The following is an 18,611-nucleotide window of genomic DNA, read 5'->3' as shown; positions in this document are numbered from 1 at the left end:
TCAACGTACAAGGAAGCGCTGTGTGACGCGGGTACTGTTCGTTTGTTTAGGCAATATTTGTCGCTCGCCCACTGCCGAGGGCGTTTTTCGCCGCGCGCTGGAAGACGCGGGCATGGGTGAGCAGGTAGTGATCGACTCTTGCGGGATAGGCAACTGGCATGTGGGCAAAGCGCCTGATCAACGGGCGCAGGTGGCGGCCAAGCGCCGGGGCGTCGATTTGAGCCCGCTATGCGCTCGTCAGTTAACGGCCAGTGATTTCTTAGACTTCGATTACATCTTGGCTATGGATAACGCTAACCTTCAAGCAATGCACGCCTTGAAGCCTTCTAAAAGCCAGGCGTATGTGGGGCTTTTCTTGGACTTCGCGGGTACGCCAGGGGCAGAGGTACCGGATCCTTACTACGGTGGTGACCAGGGGTTTGAGGACGTGCTGGATATGATTGAAGCCGCGTCGCACGGTTTGATTCAACATTTAAGAAGTGACTCCGCGTGATAGCTTTAGCTACGCAAAAAACTGCGCTAATCGATGAGTGCGTTGATCTCACCTCTGCCAATACGTTGCGCCTGCCGTGTATTGCCGACTATTACGCTGAGCCTGCATCGCTTGACGCTTTACGCCGTACGCTGGCCTATGCCAGACGTAAGCAATGGCCGGTAACCCTGCTGGGCGGTGGGAGCAACGTATTATTGCCGCCCCGTTTGGCCGGGCTTGCGATACGCCCGGCATTAAACCAGTGGTGGCTGACCCGCGATGGTAATGATGTGCTGGTGCATGTGGGGGCGGGCGTTAACTGGCATGCGTTGGTGCTTAATACGGCTGCCCGTGGCCTATGGGGCATCGAAAACCTGGCCCTCATTCCCGGTGACTGTGGTGCAGCGCCGGTGCAGAATATTGGTGCTTATGGCGTTGAACTTGCCGATAGCCTTCAGGCTTTGCAGGTCATGGAACTTGCAACGGGAGAAACGCGCTGGCTCAACAATGCCGACTGTGCGTTTGGCTACCGCGATAGCCTATTTAAAAATGCTTTAAATGGGCGCGTCGTGATTACCCAACTGGTGCTGCGGCTTTCCAGGCAGCCTGCGCTTAAGCTTCACTATGGCGATCTTGCCTCGCGTTTATCTAATGCGCCGAGCCCGTTGGATGTCGCCAATGCAGTATCGGCTATCCGACAAGAGAAGCTGCCTGACCCCAAGCAACTGGCGAACGCAGGCAGTTTTTTTAAAAATCCGATTGTTTCATCCCAGCAGGCGCTGGCGTTACTCGCTTGCTACCCAGGCATGCCGCATTTTCCGTTAAGCAATGGTCAAACCAAGCTGGCCGCAGGCTGGTTGATTGATCAGTGTGGTTTAAAAGGCACGCGTGAAGGCGCTTTTGGCGTGCATGACCGCCAAGCGTTAGTGCTGGTGCATCTAGGGGGTGGTGACCGAGAGGGGCTTATGCGCTTTGCTGACTCTCTTGTCGAGCAGGTAAATGCGCGTTTTAACGTGTTGCTAGAGCCTGAGCCGCGTCTGATCTAATGCTTTTGATGCATAAAAAAACCCCGCCTCGGCGGGGTTTTTTGCGCAGTTAGCAAATTACTCTTTGCTAGCCTCTTGTGCTTGCTGCCTACGCAGTTCGCGAGGATCGTTATGCGCACGGGTACGACGACGAGGTTTAGGCGTCTCTTCAGCCGTTACTTCGTCGCTAGTCGATAGTGTGGCCTGAGCTTCTGAAAACGGTGCTTTTTCAGCATCGATGGCATCAGTGGTCACGTCCGGGGCCGAATTAATAGCGGGCGCGGTATCTGTCTCAGGTTGGCTTGCATTAGCCTCCTGAGCAGGCATCGCGTCTGCCTGGGCGCTTACCGGGGCAATCTCTTTTGGCTCATCGGCTACGCCGCTTTCAGCAAGCTCCGTAGGAGAGGGGGCCAGCGTTTTATCGGCGTGGCTGTCTGCTTCGTTATCGGCTTCGTTCGCTGTCTCGCTATGAGTCTCGGCGATAGGCTGAGAAATAACGTCTGCGCCGCTGGCTTCAGGAGCAATGGTTTCAGAGGTATAAGCTGGTTTTTCATCGGCCTGTGGCTGAGCATCTGCAGCTATCGGCTCGTCGCCTTTTGCTGCGGTTGCCAGCTCATCGCTTAAGCGCTCTTCTACAGCTGCTTCTTCGGCAACCGATTTCTCAACAGTAGGCTCTTCAGCAATCAGCGTTGCAGATGCAGGCTTTTCTATAGCCAGTTCTTCAGGCTTCGCCTCGCTATGCTTGTTTGCTTCAAGGCTGGTTTCTTCAAAGCTGTTTTCTTCAAAGCCGGGTTCTTTAGAGCTAGTCTCTTCAAGCTTGGTCTCTGCAAGATTAGGCTCTTCAAGGACAGTCTCTTCAGACGGCGTCGTCTCGGACGTTAGCTCTTCAGGCTGAGAGGCTTCAGGCGTAGACACAGGCGCTGCCGCTGAGGTGTTTTCCTCGGCGGGGCTGGCTTCCTGCGCTTTGGCACTTGCGCTTTCGTCGGTCGGCTGAGCATCCGGCAGCTGTGTCGCTGTAGCGCTGGTAAGCGTTTCTTGCGGCGCGTTAGCTTCAGGTGTTACCGGCTCTGCGGCAGCCGTATCAGCGTTTGACGCTTCTTCGGCTGCTTGAGTCTGCAGCTGTAGCTGTTCTGCTTCTGCCTGCGGGTTAACGGCCTGTTTGCGTGAACGACTACGCGGGTTATTGCGCGTGCGTTTAGGCTTGTCATCCTCTTTCGCTACTGGCTTCTCTGCTTCGTTGCGTGCCGCCTCTTTGGCAGGTTTGGCATCGCGCTGAGTGTCGCGTTGGGTCTCGCGACGAGGCTCTTTCTGCGCCGCTTTGGGGGCGTCGCGGCTTTCTTCTTTTACCGCAGGTTTTACCGCAGGCGTGTCTTTCTGACGGTTGTTCTTGCTGGTGTTATCCTGCGTTTTTGCATCATCTTGCTGCGGGTTGCGACGCCGATTGCGGGTGCGGGTAGGGCCGCTACGCTTATCGTTGGCATCGTCACCGGCATTGTTGTTGGTACTGGTATTGGCGCTGGTATTTGCATTACGCGACTGGCTATTGCGTTGCTCAGACTTGCTGCTTTCGCTGCGCTCGTTGCGGGCAGGCTTTTGCTTAGTCTCGCTGCCTGGCTGGGCCGCTTTTTGGCTACTGCGTTCGGTCTGGCGACGAGGTGCCGGTTCTTTTGGCTTATCCGCAGGCTCTGCGGAACTGCTGTCATCGCTGCCCAGGAGTTTTGCGAAACCGCGAATAAAGCGTCCGATAACGCTCGGCTGCTCTTCCGTGTTGACCACAGGCGCGGCTGCTTTTGCTTTAGGGGCAGGTTCTTCGGTTTGTAGTGACGCCGGGGCCGGTGCGTTATGTGTGACACTTTTAACGGCGGCTTCAGCACGCTGAGTCGGTGGCGCAAAGCTTGGGTCTGGCTCTTTGCCTACTTCGGTATCGGTCGATAGCTCGAAGCTCGATAGCGTTTGGGTGTCGTCTTCGTCTAAATGATCATCGCGCAAACGCTGCACGTCGTAGTGAGGCGTATGCATTTCCGGGTTGGGCAGCAGCACAACGCGCACACCCTGGCGCGACTCGATATCGGCCAGTACGCTACGTTTTTCGTTGAGCAGGTAGGTAGCCACTGGCACCGGGAGAATCGCGCGGATCTGCGCACTACGCTCTTTCATGGCTTCTTCTTCGATCAGGCGCATGATCGAGAGCGAAAGCGAGCGTACGTCGCGGATAGTGCCCTGACCGTTACAGCGCGGGCATACCACGCCGCTGGTTTCACCCAGTGAGGGGCGTAGTCGCTGACGGGACATTTCCATCAGACCAAAGCGTGAAATGCGCCCAATCTGTACGCGAGCGCGATCAAGCTTCAAGGCGTCGCGCATGCGATTTTCAACTTCGCGTTGATTGCGTGCCGGGCCCATGTCGATAAAGTCGATAACCACCAGGCCGCCGATATCACGCAGGCGTAGCTGGCGGGCGATTTCATCGGCCGCTTCAGAGTTGGTTTGCAGAGCGGTTTCTTCGATATCGCTGCCGCGGGTTGCCCGGGCGGAGTTGATGTCGATCGACACCAGCGCTTCGGTATGATCGATCACGATCGAGCCGCCAGAGGGGAGTTTTACCTCACGCTGGTAGGCCGTTTCGATCTGTGATTCGATTTGAAAACGCGAGAAAAGCGGCACTTCGTCAGCATAAAGCTTAATTTTCTGCTGGTATGACGGCATCACCTGGCGGATAAAGCCCAGCGCTTCAGCGTGAATCTCGGGGCTGTCGATCAGCACCTCGCCAATGTCCTGGCGCAGGTAATCACGCATGGCCCGGATAATAACGTTGGATTCACGGTAAATCAGGAACGGGGCAGGCTGCTTGGCTGCTTCAGTGGTGATCGATTCCCATACCTGGGCCAGGTAGTCCAGATCCCACTGAAGTTCTTCCGGATTACGGCCGATGCCCGCTGTGCGCACGATCAGGCCCATCTTGTCGGGTACGGTGAGCTGGCCCATGGCGTCTTTCAGCTGGGTGCGCTCTTCCCCTTCAATACGGCGGGAAATACCGCCTGCACGGGGGTTGTTGGGCATCAGCACCAAAAAGCGGCCTGCCAAACTGATAAAGGTGGTAAGCGCTGCGCCTTTATTGCCGCGCTCCTCTTTATCCACCTGCACGATAACTTCCTGGCCCTCTCTTAGTACCTCTTTGATACTTGGGCGACCAGAGACGTCTTTAACGAAGTATTCGCGGGAGATTTCTTTGAGCGGGAGGAAGCCGTGGCGTTCTGCACCAAAGTCCACGAAGGCCGCTTCAAGGGAGGGTTCAACGCGGGTAATTTTGCCGCGGTAAATATTGGCTTTTTTCTGCTCTCGTGCGCCTGATTCAATATCCAGATCGTAAAGGCGTTGTCCATCAACCAGCGCGACCCGAAGCTCTTCGGGTTGGGTCGCATTGATAAGCATCCGTTTCATGTTGTCTCGCATAGCGTTGAGTACCGGCGAACCGCCCAAAAGGGGGACGTAGACGAATCGCAGGTGCTGCGTGCTTGTGCTCGGCGCATGGTTATGCTGACACGGCAAGCCGGGAAGGCATGATCGCCGACCCGGCTGACAGGTTGAGTACGTGGCGGAGGCAGGACATGTTTCGGTGGCTGTCACGTCCATCCGGCCCTGCTGACACCGCCTACACCTAGCATTTATCGATTCGCCAACGCCGGCCACCGGCACAGCGTTGAACTTGTCACCCAGAATTGGCCAATGCCTTGTGACGAAAAGGCGAAGCGGTTCTGAGTGTGGCGTTTTTATTAAGCAATCGCTTGCCGTTTTAGGCTAAGCGTTAGCAAATCTGTCGTCCTTATCTGTCGTACTTGTGAATAAGGGCGGCAGAGTAACTACATTTTTTAATACGTTAAGAATCAGGCAGTGCGTACACTGACGCCGCTTCTTGTGCTCAGGCCTGCGTGTTGGTCGGGCAGGCGCTTAAGCTAAACGCGGCATTAACACTTGTGAAAACAGGAATACTCAACAAGCCTTCCGCGCTTAGCGGGTGAACGATTTGGAATATAACAGTAAAGACAACCACCAGCAATTGACGCAATGCCCTTGGGTCTACGTTAGAATGCCGTTTTTAGCCTAGCATCATCGAGACACAGCAGGAGTGCGCGGCAATGGCCGAAGGGCGTGAAGTACAGTGGGTGGATATCGCCCCGGAACAAGCGGGTCAGAGAATCGATAATTTTTTGATGACTCGCCTGAAAGGTGCTCCTAGAGCGCTGATATACCGCATCGTGCGTAAAGGTGAGGTGCGGGTTAATAAAAAGCGCGTCAAAGTAGATTATCGCCTCCAGGCAGGAGATATGGTGCGTGTGCCACCTTTGCGTCTGGCGCCTCGCGAAGCCGTAAAGGAAGTTAGCGATAATCTGCGTGATGTCTTGGTGGGCAGCGTCATTATGGAAGGCCCTGACTGGATGGTGCTCAACAAACCTTCCGGGCTTGCCGTGCACGGAGGCAGTGGCGTGAAGATTGGTTTGATCGAGGCGCTGCGGCAAGTGCGTGATGATTTGAGCTTTTTAGAACTCGTTCACAGGCTTGATCGTGATACATCGGGCTGTTTACTGCTGGCTAAATCTCGCGATGCACTAGTAACGCTCAACGAGTCGTTAAAAAAGCACGGCATGGACAAACGCTATCTGGCGTTAGTCAATGGCCGTTGGCCTGCGCGTAAAACCTATGAAAGTGCTCGTCTTGACCGTTTCGATGCGGGTAACGGCGAGCGGCGGGTGCGGGTCGATCCTAACGGCAAAGTATCGCGTACCCATTTCGCCGTTGTTGAAACCTTTGAAAAAGCCACGCTGATTGAAGCTGAGCCGGTCACCGGGCGAACGCACCAGATTCGCGTTCATGCTGCTCATGCCGGACACGCGCTATTGGGCGATGACAAGTATTCAACGCGCGAAAGTGCTCATTTGACGAAGCACTTGGGGGTTAGTCGCCTATTTCTGCATGCCCGCTCCTTAACATTTCCAGAGCCTACCAACGGCCGCCCGGTGACGGTTAAAGCGCCGCTGCCGGATGTGCTGGAAGACATACTGAAACGCGCACGCCGATAAGGAGCGTTCATGCGCTACGAGCTGATTATTTTTGATTGGGATGGCACCTTGATGGATTCGGTGCCCAAGATTGTTGCCTGCATGCAGGCAGCAGCCCAGGAAGCAGAGTGGGGCGAGCTTGAAGCCGCAGCGGTTGAGGATATTATTGGTTTGGGGCTGCCTGAAGCCATTGCCAAGCTATGCCCGGGTATTTTGCCTGCTCAGGCGGAACGCTTGCGCCAGCGCTATTCGCACCACTTTGTGAGTGGGAATACAACGCCCATGCCGTTTTTTAGTGGTGTTGAGGCGCAAGTAGCGCGCCTGCGTGAGCGCGAGCAGCAGCGTCTGGCTGTGGCTACAGGTAAAAGCCGCCGTGGGCTTGATCGTGTTTTTACCGAAACGGGAAGCGGTGCCTGGTTTCATGCCAGTCGTACCGCTGATGAAACGCGCTCAAAGCCGCACCCGCAAATGCTTAACGAGATACTTGTTGAGCTTGGCGTACCCGTAGAGCGTGCGGTAATGGTGGGCGATACGGAATATGATCTGGAAATGGCGAGGGCCGTCGGCATGGACCGTGTGGCGGTAACGTACGGTGTTCATACGCCGGCGCGGTTAGCAGCAAGCCAGCCTAAATGGGTCGCTCATAACGTTGAGGATCTTTTTGGCTGGCTGTATGGATAGATGATGCGACGTTGGGTGGATGGTCAATGACCTGGCGTTCCTAGACTCAAAAAGGATGATATATGAGTGATGATTGGCGCCGCAGTGATGCTGATGGGTACCAAAGTCCTGCAGACCAAAGTCCTGCAGATAGGCCCGCGCCTGGTCGATCAGATCATGATCGCTGGACACAGGGCCCTGACGTGGCGGCTTATACAGATGAAGCTGCTTCGGTGGGTGCCGCAGGCGATGATGCTGAAACGCTACGTGAGCGACAACGGCTGGCTCAAGTCGAGATGATGGATCGCTGGATTGGCGGCGTATTGACCGAGCAGCGTCGTTCGCGGCGTTGGAAGCTGTTTTTCCGGTTTATGACGCTGTTTCTGATATTAGCGCTAGTCGCGACCGTCGTATATAACGTCTTCTGGGCGCCAGCGGGCGATTCATCTACCTTGCAACGTCACCTGGGCGTCGTTGAAGTTAATGGCGTTATTGCCAGCGATGCACCGGCAAATGCCGAGCGGATCATTCGGGGGCTGAATCGCGCCTGGGATTCAGATAATACCGAAGCCGTTGTGCTGCATATCGATAGCCCTGGCGGAAGTCCGGTACAGTCACAGCGCATTTACGCGGAAATTATGCGTCTGCGTGAACAGGGCGATAAGCCGATATTGGCGGTGATCGAAGATATTGGCGCGAGCGGGGCTTATTATATCGCCTCGGCAGCCGATGAAATTATTGCATCACCGGCGAGCTTGGTGGGCTCCATTGGGGTTATTTACGCAGGGTTTGGCTTTCAGGATGCCATTAGCCGTATCGGGGTTGAGCGCCGCGTTATGACGGCTGGCGAGAACAAAGCCTTTCTAGACCCTTTTCAGCCTTTGGATGATGACGCTGAGGCGTTCTGGCAGGGCGTGCTAACCCAGACCCATCAACAGTTTATTGATGACGTCAGGGCAGGGCGTGGCGATCGTCTAAGCGATCGACCAGAAATTTTCTCGGGCCTGGTATGGAGCGGCGAGCAAGGTCTTGAGTTAGGGCTTGTCGATCAGATGGGCAGTCTTGAGGAGGTCGCCCGCGCTCATGTCGGTGAAGCAAGTTGGGAAGACTATACGCCGCGCCTTGATCCGTTTGATCGTTTGACGCGACGCTTTACGCAAGTGGCAGCCAGTGTATTAGGCCTTCAAGCGCCTAACTCACCGCTTCGCTATCAGGCCCAGTAGGTTTGCTATTCAGCGCCAAGCGGGCTGATGCCCACTTGGCGCAGCATGCTGCAAAGGGCAATTAGCGGCAGGCCTATCAGTGCATTGGGGTCGCGGCCTTCTAAGGCCTCAAATAAGGTGATCCCTAAGCCCTCCATGCGAAAGCTGCCTGAGCTGTCCAGCGGTTGCTCGAGCGCGACATAGCGCTCGATCTCGCGCTCGGTTAGCGAGCGGAAGACCACATAGAAAGGCTCGATATGGGTGTAGTGGCGCTGCTGGCGCGTATCAAGTAGGGCAAGGCCGGTTAAAAAGGTAACCCGCTGGCCTGAAAAGCGTGCCAGATTGGCGCAGGCGCGCTCCTGAGTATGCGGTTTGCCAAGAATATCGCCTTCAAATACCGCCACCTGATCTGAGCCGATAATATAGTGGTCAGGAAAGCGTTCTGCCACGGCGTTGGCTTTACTGAGTGCGAGGCGATGCACAAGCGCTTTAGGCGACTCATTCGCGTGCGGCGTTTCGTCGATATCTGGCGAATAACACTGATAGGGAAGCTGCAGGCGGTCCAGTAGTTCTCGCCGCCAGCGAGAGCTTGATGCCAATACTAATGACGCGTCTTGGGTAAGCGGCACGCTCTTTCTCCTAAGCCATTGGGAATGAAAAGTGAGTGTAGCTAAACCCGATAGCCGTGCCTAATTTGCAGGTTTGTGCGATAAACCATGAAGAATTATGCTGACAGCTTTGACACCAGCGGGGGGAGTGCCTATCATTGCGCGCCTATGTTGACCTCACAACTCCCCAGCCGGGTTGAGCCTTATAAGCTTGCAGCCCGCCACGAACGACTAGAAGGCTTAGTGGCACTTACTAAGCTGCCACGGCTTGCCGAAGAGGCAGGTGACCAAACAGGCGACTGTCATGTTGTCCTGGAATTTGGTGTGGATGCCCAAGGTCGTCGTGAAATTCGTGGCCATTTGCAAGCGACGCTGGCATTGCCCTGTCGTCGCTGCTTGGTGCCGCTAAGTCAAGACGTGTCCAGTGACTTCCTGCTTGGGATGATTACTGACGAAGCCTTGGCCGCCGAGCTGCCTGCCAGCCATGAGCCGGTGCTGGTGGAAAATGAACAGCTGGATCTACTCACGGTTGTTGAGGATGAGCTTATCCTCAGCTTGCCGCAGGTGGTCTATCACGAGGAGACTGAATGTCATGTCTCGGCGGAGCAGCTGGTCAGCAAAACAGGCGGCGAGGCGGAAGAAGCGGCGCCCGCCACGAACCCTTTCGCGGTGCTCAATGTCTTGAAAAGCAAAGACGCCTTGAAGGGCAAAAAGTAAGCACCACTTATCCTATATACCTTGGAGTAAACACCCATGGCAGTTCAAAAGAACCGTAAAACTCGTTCCAAGCGCGGCATGCGTCGTAGCCACGATGCGCTGACCGCTCCGACACTGTCTCAGGACCCGGAAACCGGTACTAAGCACCTGCGTCACCACGTAGCTGCCGATGGTTTCTACCGTGGTCGTAAGGTAGTTGAGGTATAAGCCTTAACTGTCCGGTAAAGCGGCCAAATAGAGTGGGTGCTACGTGCGCCTAGCGATTGATGTGATGGGGGGCGACCAAGGCCCTCGTGCCGTTATCGAAGGCTCGGCAAGAGCAGTGATGGAACATCCTGATCTTGAGCTGACTCTGTTTGGCCCGCGTCAGCAAGTGATTGCTGAGCTTTCACGCTTGCCGCAGCCTTTGGCTGCGGCAACGTCACGTTTAGTGGCAAGTGATGCGCCGTTAAGTATCTCCCAGACATCCAGTGCTGCCTGGGCGCTTCGCCATGGGCAGACGAGCAGTATGGCCTGTATGCTAAGAAGTCTTAGCCTTGGTGAGGCCGATGCCGGTGTCAGTGCAGGCAATACAGGAGCATTAGTAGCCCTTGCGCGACGCGAGCTGGGCACGCTTCCCGGAATTTCCCGGCCTGCAATCAGTACCGCGATTCCAGCGCGCCACGGCCGCCGCTGCTATCTGTTGGATCTGGGGGCTAACGTGGATTCGCCGGCGCACCGTCTGGTTGATTTTGCGGTAATGGGTGCTGCAATGGCGCAGTGCGTCGATGACGTAAAGCTGCCCCGCGTCGCGTTGCTTAATGTGGGCTCAGAAGCCACCAAGGGTAATGCTTGTGTGCGCGAGGCCGACAGGATTTTGCGTGAGTATCCTGATGACACGGCCTTTGCCTATCAGGGGTATGCCGAGGGCGGTGATCTGTTTGATGGCGAGCTTGATGTGGTTGTCTGCGACGGTTTTGTAGGCAATGCAGTGCTTAAAGCGAGCGAAGGTTTGACCCGTATGCTGGTAGAGCGTGTACAGATGGCGTTTGAATCACGCCTGAGTGGACGTCTGGCAAGCCTACTGGCCAAGCCTGTGCTTAGATACCTGAAGCAGGAATTAAATCCTGTGCGTTACAACGGGGCAAGTTTGCTTGGCCTGAAGGGTATCGTGGTGAAAAGCCATGGTGGTACCCAGGCGGATGGTTTCTACTATGCTATCCAGCGTGCGCTAAGCGAGGTGGAGCATAATCTGCCCGCACGAATCGCCGGCCGCTGGGAGCGTCGCTAATGGCGCAGGTGTGAAGCCTAGATTTAGGTGCCCGATAACTGAACGTAGGCATCAGAGTAGGGATGTTACTCGACTAGATAATAAAACGTTAGAACGTATTTTGCGGGTTACAGGTGGCAGCAGGATGTGCCCGTAACCGCGCCTATCGCTCAAATGAGCAAATGCCTACAAGAGCAAAGGTGAACGACATGTCTCAACCCCTTGCCCTCATTTTTCCCGGGCAGGGCTCTCAGCAGCTTGGAATGCTGCGAGAGCTGGCCGAGCGCTACAGTGTGGTGGGAACAACTTTTGAGGAAGCTTCGGACGCACTTGGGTACGACTTGTGGAAAGTCGTCCAGGAGGGCCCCGAGGCAACGCTAAACGCAACTGCCTGTACGCAGCCTGCGCTGCTTTCTGCTAGTGTTGCGATTTGGCGGGTGTGGCAGGAGCTGGAAGGCCCGCGGCCCACTATCATGGCCGGGCATAGCCTGGGCGAATATAGCGCCATGGTGTGTGCGGGCGTGATGGGCTTTGCTGAAGGTGTTCAGCTGGTTCGCTTGCGTGGCGAAGCCATGCAGGACGCCGTGCCTGTCGGCGAAGGTGGTATGGCGGCCATTTTGGGGCTTGCTGATGATGCGGTAGAAGCAGCTTGTGCCCATGCTGCACAGGGCGATATTGTTTCCGCTGTTAATTATAATTCGCCTGGTCAGGTTGTCATTGCCGGTAGTAAGGCGGCCGTTGAGCGTGCCATTGTGGCCTGCCAGGAAGCGGGCGCTAAGCGAGCGATGGCGCTACCGGTTTCAGTGCCGTCTCATTGTGAATTGATGCGCCCGGCGGCCGAGCGGTTGGCGGAGGCTATGCAAAGCGTTGAGTTTCGTGCCCCGCGCTATACTGTCGTGCAAAATGTCGATGCGAAGGCGCATGCTGATATTGATACACTGCGCACACGGCTGATTGAGCAGCTCTACCAGCCGGTTCGTTGGTCATCATGTGTTGAAACCATGGTAGCTCAGTCTGTTAATGTGTTTATCGAGTGTGGGCCTGGTAAAGTGTTAACCGGGCTAAATAAACGCATCGCCCGCGGAGCCAAAGGCTTGGCGGTAAATGACCCGGATAGTTTGGATTCAGCGCTTGAGTTGGCTCGTGAAGCACAGGCTAACGGTGCTTAATACGCCGCAATTTTTCGCTATCCTTGCTTTTTGAGTGGTTAAAAAGCAAATAGTTAAAGGCTAAACGTTATGACGCAAGAACGCAGGGTTGCGCTTGTTACTGGTGCCAGTCGTGGTATTGGTCGGGCGATCGCTCATGAGCTGGGTCGCCAGGGCCGTATAGTGATTGGTACCGCGACCAGCGAGGACGGTGCCCAAAAAATCGATGCTGATTTAAAGCAAAACGGTATCGAAGGCGCTGGTGTTTGTCTGAATGTGACAGACCAGGCGAGCATTGATACAGTGCTCAAAGATATTGCCGAGCGTTTTGAAGCGCCGACGATTCTGGTCAACAATGCAGGGATCACTCGCGATAACCTACTGATGCGCATGAAAGAGGATGAATGGGATTCGGTAATGGATACCAATCTTAAATCCGTCTATCGTGTAAGCAAGGCATGTTTGCGCGGTATGACTAAAGCACGGTTTGGACGTATTGTGTCAATCAGTTCGGTAGTGGCAACCATGGGTAACCTGGGCCAGACTAACTATGCCGCTGCGAAAGCAGGCATGGAAGGCTTTAGCCGTGCGTTGGCTCGTGAAGTGGCTTCCCGTGCGATTACCGTTAACGCGGTAGCGCCTGGCTTTATTGCTACCGATATGACCGAAGCGTTGCCAGAAGCTCAGCATGAAATGCTGTTGAAACAGATTCCGCTGGCCCGCTTAGGCGGTCCAGAAGAAATCGCTGCCGCAGTAGGGTTTCTTACCAGCGATGCTGCAGGATACATCACTGGTGAAACCCTTCATGTGAACGGCGGCATGAATATGCGTTGATGGCCTTAGGCTTAGCGGTTGCTTCTGTCTAAGGGCGTCTATAAACTACCCCGCAGCTTTTGGCTTGCGGTTTCCAAATAGCTGGTTATCCAAAACGGCTAATGTGAACGACTGGAGTACGTTAATGAGTACTATTGAAGAGCGCGTTAAGAAAGTTGTAGCAGAGCGCCTGAACGTTAAAGAAGAAGATATCCAGAACAGCTCTTCTTTCACTGAAGACCTGGGTGCTGACTCGCTTGACACTGTTGAGCTGGTAATGGCTTTGGAAGAGGAATTCGATACTGAAATTCCTGATGAAGAAGCGGAAAAAATTACCACTGTTCAGGAAGCCATCGACTACGTAAACGCCCACCAGTAAGGGCAAGTTGATGCATCAAACGAGGGTGTGGTGCTAGCACCCCCCTTAAAAGCCGCCCTTTTAAAGGGCGGCTTTTTTGCTTTGTGCTTCACCGTGAACATAACGTTCAATCTCCGTTATACTAGTCATCTGATTTCTGCTGAAAATGACCCGGATGGGTCGAGTCACCATGGATGCCTGGAGGAAAGCTAATGGCGCGAAGAAGGGTAGTGGTAACTGGGTTAGGCCTGGTGACCCCAGTGGGCAATAGCGTGGATGAAACGTGGGCGAATATTACGGCCGGTAAGAGCGGTATCGCGCCCATTGAGCACTTTGATACAAGTAGCTTTAATACACGCTTTGGTGGTTCGGTTAAGAATTTTGATATTAGCCCTTATCTGAATCCTAAAGAAGCCCGCAAGATGGATCTGTTCATTCAGTACGGCATGGCGGCTGGCGCTCAGGCAATACAAGATGCGGGCATTGCCTGCACAGAAGAGAATGCACCGCGTATCGGGGTGGCGATGGGGTCGGGCATCGGTGGCCTGCCCATGATCGAGCATAACCACAATGCGCTGAATAAGGGCGGCGCTCGTCGCGTATCACCTTTTTTCGTGCCGGGCTCCATCATCAACATGATCTCGGGCAATCTGGCGATTCAGCATGGCTTCCAGGGCCCTAATATTGCCATTACGACTGCGTGTACCAGTGGCACGCACAATATTGGCTATAGCGCGCGTACCATTGCCTATGGTGATGCAGATGTCATGATCTGTGGCGGTGCTGAAATGGCGACTACACCGCTTGGCCTGGGAGGTTTCTCGGCCGCCCGAGCGCTTTCAACGCGTAATGATGATCCTGAAGCGGCAAGCCGCCCGTGGGATAAAAATCGCGACGGTTTTGTACTTTCTGACGGTGCCGGTGTGCTGGTGCTTGAAGAGTACGAACATGCCAAAGCGCGGGGCGCGAATATCTACGCCGAACTTATCGGGTTTGGCATGAGTGACGATGCCTATCACATGACGGCACCGCCTGAAGATGGCCGCGGGGCTGCGCTTTCCATGAGTAATGCGATTAAAGATGCTCAAATGGATCCTTCCGAAGTGCATTATATCAACGCACATGGAACCTCCACGGCAGCGGGCGATCTGGCTGAAAGCCGGGCTGTTGAGCGGGTAATGGGCAGCGCTGCTCAGAATGTGGCGGTAAGCTCTACCAAATCCATGATTGGGCATCTGCTGGGAGCTGCTGGCGCTGTTGAGGCGGTATTCAGCATTCTGGCCATTCGTGATCAGGTGGCACCGCCCACGATTAACCTGGATAACCCCCAGGAAGGCTGCAACCTGGACTATGTGCCGCACACTGCGCGTAACATGCGTATTGATGTTGCGCTGTCCAACTCGTTTGGGTTTGGCGGCACCAACGGTTCGCTGTTGTTTAAAAAGGTATAACGCAAGATGACCCTGCCTCAGGTACCGTTTGATGACCGCGGACTGGCGTATGGGGATGGCGTGTTCGAAACGGTGCTACTGCGTCACGGCGAGCCGGTGCTTTGGCCGTATCACGTAGCACGGCTGGTGCGTGGATGTCAGTGTCTGGGTATCCCCACTCCCTGCCAGGCGGCGATCGAAGCCACTTGGCAGGGCAAGGCCACGGCACCGCTTGAAGTATTAAAACTGATCGTCACCCGGGGAAGCGGTGGAAGAGGGTATGCGCTACCCGATCCCCCAGCGCCCCGTTTACTAAGCCAACGGACTGTGTTTGCCCCCATGGTTGAACGCTGGAAAAATGGGGTAACGGTGCGTATATGCTGTTTACGTCTGGGTCATCAGCCTGCTTTAGCCGGTATCAAGCATTTAAATCGGCTTGAAAACGTAATGGCGCGTCAGGAATGGCGCGATGCCATGATTGCCGAAGGTTTGCTTGCCGATCAGCAAGGGCAGCTGGTTGAAGCGACAAGCATGAACGTGTTCTGGCAACAGCGAGGGCAGGTGTTTACGCCGCCGCTGGATAAATGCGGCGTGGCGGGCACACTGCGTCGCGCGTTAATTGATCAGGGCGCTGTCAGTGAAGCCAGCCTGTCACTTGAATTGCTACCCAGGATGGAGCGCGTTTGGGTGGCTAACTCCGTGCAGGGTGTCTGGCCCGTTCACACGTTACTATCGGAAGACAATGTTTGCCTGCAACGCTTTCAGGGCGATAGGCACGACAAGTTTCAAACGCTGGCGCACCGCCTGTTGGGCTATGCGCCAACTCCTATGCAGTAAGCCCTAACTTATTTTGTTGAGGTGAAACGTTGAAACGGTTATTGGCCGCTGTTGGAATTATCCTGGTGTTGGGCGTTGCTGTCGCGGCAGGTAGCTATCTGTATTGGCAAAACCGCCTGGAAGCACCCTTAACGCTTGATGAGCCAGTTCTTTACCAAGTACCCGCCGGTGCTGGCTTTAATCAGGTGGTAGCGCAGTTAGAGTCTCAAGGCATTATTGATGATGCCTGGGCATTTCAATTGCTGGCACGGGTTCATCCAGAGCGCGTTCCGCGTCTTCGCGTGGGTGAGTATCAGCTGACACCCGGGATGAGCGGTCTTGAGATGATCGCGCTGTTAGGCAGTAACAATGTAGTTACCTATGCATTAACGCTTCCCGAAGGGCGCACGTTTAATCAATTGCGTGAGCTGCTCAATAATGCGCCAAAGCTTGGCCATCAAACGGCCGATATGAGTGATGAAGAGATCATGGCGCTGCTGGACCGGGAAGGTACCTTTCCAGAAGGCTGGTTTTTCCCCGATACGTACCGTTATCACCTAGGGATGGATGACGTCGATCTTCTGCGTCAAGCGCTTGCGCGCATGGAGCGTATTTTAGAGGAAGTGTGGGAATCTCGTGCAGAAGACCTGACCGTTGAATCGCCTTACGAGGCGCTTATCATGGCATCGCTTATCGAGCGGGAAACCGGGGCGCCTGAAGAGCGGCGTGAAATTGCCGGTGTCTTTAAGCGCCGTATGGAGCAGGGCATGCGCCTGCAAACCGACCCTACCGTGATTTACGGCATGGGTGAGCGCTACGCGGGGCGTATTACCTATGCCGACCTGCGCGAAGCCACGCCTTACAATACCTATGTGATTAATGGTATGCCACCCACGCCGATTGCCATGCCGGGGCGGGCGTCGCTTGAAGCGGCCGTTAATCCTCTGCCCGGTGATACGCTGTATTTTGTATCGCGTGGAGATGGTACGCACCAGTTCTCACGCACGTTGCGTGAGCACAATAATGCGGTTAATCGTTATATTCGCAACCGTTGATTAAGGGATCGCAATGACTAAGCGGGGACGCTTTATTACGCTGGAAGGCGGCGAAGGCGTAGGCAAATCCACCAATATGGCCTTTGTGGTCGCCTCGCTTGAAGCGCAGGGTTTTGAGGTTGTAAGTACGCGGGAGCCAGGTGGTACGCCGCGCGCCGAAGCGATCCGTACGCTCCTGCTCGACCCTGCTCCGCAGGAACCGTTACATGCCGATGCTGAGCTTTTATTGATGTTTGCCGCGCGTGCCCAGCATCTGGCCGAAAAAATAGTCCCGGCGCTGGAACGCGGGGCATGGGTCGTGTGTGATCGCTTTACTGACGCAACCTTTGCCTATCAGGGGGGCGGGCGAGGCATGCCGGTTGAGCGGATTGCCCAACTTGAAGCGTTCGTGCAAAAGGGGCTCGCACCTGATCTGACCCTGCTGCTGGACATGCCGTTAACTGCCGCGCAATCGCGCCTTGAGTCACGTTTAAATAGTCAAAACGAGCAGCGTGACCGTTTTGAGCAGGAGCGTGGCGAATTTTTCCAGGCTGTTCGTAAAGCCTATTTGGCCCGAGTCGACGCCGAACCGGAGCGCTTTGCGCTGATTGATGCGCATCAGTCACTTGCCAATGTGCAAGCCGATATTCACGACACGCTCGCCGAACGGATAGCGCTATGGCGTTAACCGGCATACTGCCGTGGCAGGAAGCCACTTGGCGACAGCTGGTGCGCCTGGCGGATGAGGGGCGTATGCCGCATGCGATTTTGCTCAGCGGCGCCCACGGCGTGGGTAAGCAGCAGCTGGCTGAGACATTGATTGCCCGCACGCTATGCGCAAACCCCGATGTGTTGGCATGCGGCCAGTGTCACAGCTGTTCCATGCTGGCCTCGGGCTACCATCCTGATCTGCTGCGCGTTTCTCCTGAAGAGGGCAAACGACAGATACGTATTGACCCTATCCGCGACGTTAATCGGTTTGTGTCGCAGACCGCCCAGCAGGGCGGCTATCGCGTGATTGTGATTTCTCCTGCTGAGAGCATGAACATCGCCGCTGCCAATGCGTTGCTGAAAAGCCTCGAAGAGCCGGGCGCCAAGACGCTATTTATTCTGCTGTCTGATGTGCCCTCGCGCATGTTGGCCACCATACGCTCGCGGTGTCAGCAGTGGTCATTGCCCAATGTCGCATTCGAGGCATCGCGAGGCTGGCTGATCGAGAAGTTGGGCAGCCAGGATGAGGCATATTTTTGGTGGCGTGTGTCGGGTGGTTTGCCACTGTTGGCAGTTGAGCTGGCTTCGCCTGAAGAGCGGGCATTGCGCCATCAGATACATGACTGTTTTGAGCAGTTGGTGCGCGGTGCCGAACCAGTGTCAGAAGCCGCGCGGCTTGATCGTCAGGCGATTGATGCCATCCTGTGGTACGGTATTGCCTGGCTTGAAGATCTCATTCGGTTGGGCATCTCCGGCGAAGCGGACGTATTGCATAACCCCGATTTAGAGCCTCTTTATCGTCAGGCGGTTAAAAACGGCCGTGTTCAGGACTGGTTTCGTTTATTGGACTACGCCCGTGAGCAGCGGCGCCTGTTGGCGGTGGGAGCCAACCCCAATCCGCAGCTGGTGCTGGAAGCCTGGCTAGTGCGTTGGGCCGCGCTACTGCGGTCGTAATTTTCTATGGCGCGCGAGGTTGATATGAATGTTCACAAAGCCCTTGCCCTGACCGTGCCCGATATTGCTACGCTATTGTCTGCCTATATGCCGTTTTTAGAACGTGGTGGCATGTTTGTTCCCACCAAAACGCCGTATGCGTTGGGCGATCAGGTCACTTTACTACTTACGTTGCCGGATGAAACCGAGCGGGTCACCGTTTCGGGTGATGTTGTGTGGGTGACGCCCAGCGAAGCAGACACCCAGCGTACGCCGGGCATTGGCGTGCATTTTCGCTCACAGGATAATGCTCTGCGCGAACGTATCGAAACGTTGCTGGCAGAGGTAAGTTCTACGACGCCCTCGTTTACGCTTTAA

Annotated in this window: 19 protein-coding genes; 17 read left to right on the top strand and 2 right to left on the bottom strand. The window is 55.2% G+C overall.

The features are described from left to right. Positions 1 to 22 precede the first annotated feature (22 nt). Entirely contained in the window at positions 23 to 493 is a 471-nt protein-coding gene (locus tag ACT3R7_RS00605) for a low molecular weight protein-tyrosine-phosphatase (protein ID WP_192537285.1), read from the top strand. Next, positions 490 to 1,518 (top strand): UDP-N-acetylmuramate dehydrogenase, encoded by a 1,029-nt coding sequence (murB, locus tag ACT3R7_RS00600; RefSeq protein ID WP_318782739.1) that lies wholly within the window; start codon positions 490 to 492, stop codon positions 1,516 to 1,518. The genes ACT3R7_RS00605 and murB overlap by 4 nt, the downstream gene beginning before the upstream one ends. A gap of 57 nt (positions 1,519 to 1,575) precedes the next feature. On the opposite strand, the gene rne is transcribed toward murB, so the two are convergent. After that, positions 1,576 to 4,938 (bottom strand): ribonuclease E, encoded by a 3,363-nt coding sequence (gene rne, locus ACT3R7_RS00595; RefSeq protein WP_192537287.1) that lies wholly within the window; start codon positions 4,936 to 4,938, stop codon positions 1,576 to 1,578. A 695-nt stretch (positions 4,939 to 5,633) separates the two neighbouring features. Between rne and ACT3R7_RS00590 the strand changes: the two genes are divergently transcribed. From ACT3R7_RS00590 to sppA, 3 genes are all read left to right on the top strand, one after another. Then, positions 5,634 to 6,575 carry an RluA family pseudouridine synthase gene (locus ACT3R7_RS00590; RefSeq protein ID WP_018915799.1) on the top strand — a complete coding sequence of 314 codons (942 nt, stop codon included), beginning with the start codon at positions 5,634 to 5,636 and terminating at the stop codon, positions 6,573 to 6,575. Between the two features lie 9 nt (positions 6,576 to 6,584). Next, positions 6,585 to 7,235 (top strand): HAD family hydrolase, encoded by a 651-nt coding sequence (locus tag ACT3R7_RS00585; protein ID WP_192537289.1) that lies wholly within the window; start codon positions 6,585 to 6,587, stop codon positions 7,233 to 7,235. Between the two features lie 62 nt (positions 7,236 to 7,297). Next, on the top strand, positions 7,298 to 8,437 hold the full coding sequence (sppA, locus tag ACT3R7_RS00580) for a signal peptide peptidase SppA (RefSeq protein ID WP_192537291.1): 1,140 nt from the start codon (positions 7,298 to 7,300) through the stop codon (positions 8,435 to 8,437). A 5-nt stretch (positions 8,438 to 8,442) separates the two neighbouring features. On the opposite strand, the gene ACT3R7_RS00575 is transcribed toward sppA, so the two are convergent. Beyond that, a complete protein-coding gene (locus tag ACT3R7_RS00575) occupies positions 8,443 to 9,045 on the bottom strand; it encodes a Maf family protein (RefSeq protein ID WP_192537294.1) in 603 nt (200 codons plus the stop codon). Between the two features lie 147 nt (positions 9,046 to 9,192). Between ACT3R7_RS00575 and ACT3R7_RS00570 the strand changes: the two genes are divergently transcribed. From ACT3R7_RS00570 to ACT3R7_RS00515, 12 genes are all read left to right on the top strand, one after another. Continuing rightward, entirely contained in the window at positions 9,193 to 9,741 is a 549-nt protein-coding gene (locus ACT3R7_RS00570) for a YceD family protein (protein ID WP_018915803.1), read from the top strand. A gap of 36 nt (positions 9,742 to 9,777) precedes the next feature. Continuing rightward, positions 9,778 to 9,948 carry a 50S ribosomal protein L32 gene (gene rpmF, locus ACT3R7_RS00565; RefSeq protein WP_192537296.1) on the top strand — a complete coding sequence of 57 codons (171 nt, stop codon included), beginning with the start codon at positions 9,778 to 9,780 and terminating at the stop codon, positions 9,946 to 9,948. Between the two features lie 43 nt (positions 9,949 to 9,991). Next, entirely contained in the window at positions 9,992 to 11,011 is a 1,020-nt protein-coding gene (gene plsX, locus ACT3R7_RS00560; protein ID WP_192537298.1) for a phosphate acyltransferase PlsX, read from the top strand. A gap of 188 nt (positions 11,012 to 11,199) precedes the next feature. Then, the gene (gene fabD, locus ACT3R7_RS00555) at positions 11,200 to 12,159 is read left to right on the top strand and encodes an ACP S-malonyltransferase (protein WP_192537300.1); all 960 of its coding nucleotides are present in this window, start codon (positions 11,200 to 11,202) and stop codon (positions 12,157 to 12,159) included. 69 nt (positions 12,160 to 12,228) lie between these two features. Next, the gene (gene fabG, locus ACT3R7_RS00550; RefSeq protein WP_192537302.1) at positions 12,229 to 12,972 is read left to right on the top strand and encodes a 3-oxoacyl-ACP reductase FabG; all 744 of its coding nucleotides are present in this window, start codon (positions 12,229 to 12,231) and stop codon (positions 12,970 to 12,972) included. Positions 12,973 to 13,096: 124 nt separating this feature from the next. After that, positions 13,097 to 13,330 (top strand): acyl carrier protein, encoded by a 234-nt coding sequence (gene acpP / locus ACT3R7_RS00545; protein WP_008956801.1) that lies wholly within the window; start codon positions 13,097 to 13,099, stop codon positions 13,328 to 13,330. 191 nt (positions 13,331 to 13,521) lie between these two features. After that, positions 13,522 to 14,760, top strand: a complete 1,239-nt coding sequence (gene fabF / locus ACT3R7_RS00540) for a beta-ketoacyl-ACP synthase II (protein ID WP_192537304.1) — start codon at positions 13,522 to 13,524, stop codon at positions 14,758 to 14,760. Between the two features lie 6 nt (positions 14,761 to 14,766). Continuing rightward, the gene (pabC, locus tag ACT3R7_RS00535) at positions 14,767 to 15,576 is read left to right on the top strand and encodes an aminodeoxychorismate lyase (RefSeq protein WP_192537306.1); all 810 of its coding nucleotides are present in this window, start codon (positions 14,767 to 14,769) and stop codon (positions 15,574 to 15,576) included. A gap of 29 nt (positions 15,577 to 15,605) precedes the next feature. Further along, positions 15,606 to 16,610: an endolytic transglycosylase MltG gene (gene mltG, locus ACT3R7_RS00530; protein WP_192537308.1), complete on the top strand. Its 1,005-nt coding sequence runs from the start codon at positions 15,606 to 15,608 to the stop codon at positions 16,608 to 16,610. 13 nt (positions 16,611 to 16,623) lie between these two features. Beyond that, on the top strand, positions 16,624 to 17,277 hold the full coding sequence (gene tmk, locus ACT3R7_RS00525; RefSeq protein WP_193090948.1) for a dTMP kinase: 654 nt from the start codon (positions 16,624 to 16,626) through the stop codon (positions 17,275 to 17,277). Continuing rightward, on the top strand, positions 17,268 to 18,254 hold the full coding sequence (locus tag ACT3R7_RS00520; protein ID WP_193090947.1) for a DNA polymerase III subunit delta': 987 nt from the start codon (positions 17,268 to 17,270) through the stop codon (positions 18,252 to 18,254). The genes tmk and ACT3R7_RS00520 overlap by 10 nt, the downstream gene beginning before the upstream one ends. 24 nt (positions 18,255 to 18,278) lie before the next feature. Then, positions 18,279 to 18,611, top strand: coding sequence for a PilZ domain-containing protein (locus ACT3R7_RS00515; RefSeq protein ID WP_441676123.1), 333 nt, complete (start codon positions 18,279 to 18,281; stop codon positions 18,609 to 18,611).

The sequence above is a fragment of the Halomonas sp. AOP43-A1-21 genome, assembly GCF_052376775.1.
Classification (GTDB): Bacteria; Pseudomonadota; Gammaproteobacteria; order Pseudomonadales; family Halomonadaceae; genus Vreelandella; species Vreelandella colorata.
The sequence above is the reverse complement of the archived record's forward strand: the minus strand, read 5'-3'. Positions and strand labels throughout refer to the sequence as shown.